Here is a 965-nt window from a genome sequence, read left to right on the forward strand (position 1 = left end):
GGGAGCAGGTCGTCCGCGAGGACGGGGCGGGGGGCGTTGCGCCAGGCGCGGGCCACCGCGATCCCGGCCAGGGCCGCGCGGGCGCTGCGGGACGCGTCCACGAGGGTGGGCACGGTGGGCCCGAGCACGAGCGGCCCCTCGTTGAAGCCGAAGGAGAGCTTCTCTGCGATCTCGATGAGGGGCATCGCCGCGATGTCCTCGGACAGGCCACGGGCCTCGGCGTCCGCGCGCCCGATCACGAGCACGAGGCGGGCGCCCTGGAGGCCGATGAGGACATCGGCGCCCGCGTGCCGGGCGGTGCGGCGCAGGGCGTCCACGTCAATCGAGCGCTCGGTCGTGCCGACGAGCACGGCGGCCTCGCCCTGGCCGTGCCAGCCGAGGGCCGCGATCCGGCTGGGCAGCTCGTCGTCGGACTCGCCGGTGAGGATCGAGTCGACCACGAGGGCCTCGAGGCGGGCGTCCCAGAGGCCGCGGGCCTCCGCGGCCCGGGCGTACACATCGGCGGCGGTGAAGGCGACATCGCGCGAGTAGTGCATGATCGCCTCGCGCAGCCCCTCGCTCTCGCCCGCGACGCGCTCCTCGACCACGGTCACGACCACGCGGACCAGCTGCAGGGTCTCCTGCAGGCTGATCGAGCGCAGCAGCTCGCGGGGGGCGGAGCCGAAGACGTCGGAGGCGACCCAGGGGGTGCTCGACGGGTCCTCGTACCAGGTGATGAAGGAGCTGATGCCGGTCTGCGCGACGAGCCCGATGGCTGAGCGGCGGCTGGGCGGCATATCGCCGTACCAGGGCAGGGTCTCTTCTAGACGGTTCAGGGTCGAGGTCGCCAGCTCGCCGGAGATGGTCCGGAGCCAGGCAAGCTCCTGCTGTTTTGTTCGCGTCATGGTCCGCCCAGACTATCGGCTTCCGCTGGGAGGGGCGAGTGCGCGGAGACGGCAACGGCGCCGCCCGGAACGAATTCCGAG

Annotated in this window: 1 protein-coding gene; it reads right to left on the minus strand. The window is 73.0% G+C overall.

Annotation, left to right across the window (positions count from 1 at the left end; genetic code table 11):
* On the minus strand, positions 1-884 hold an 884-nt coding region (locus tag OOT08_RS15770), incomplete at its 3' end, for a PucR family transcriptional regulator (protein WP_325093789.1).
* Positions 885-965: the final 81 nt, after the last annotated feature.

The sequence above is a fragment of the Leucobacter sp. M11 genome (assembly GCF_035726885.1).
Lineage (GTDB): Bacteria > Actinomycetota > Actinomycetes > Actinomycetales > Microbacteriaceae > JAPFRB01.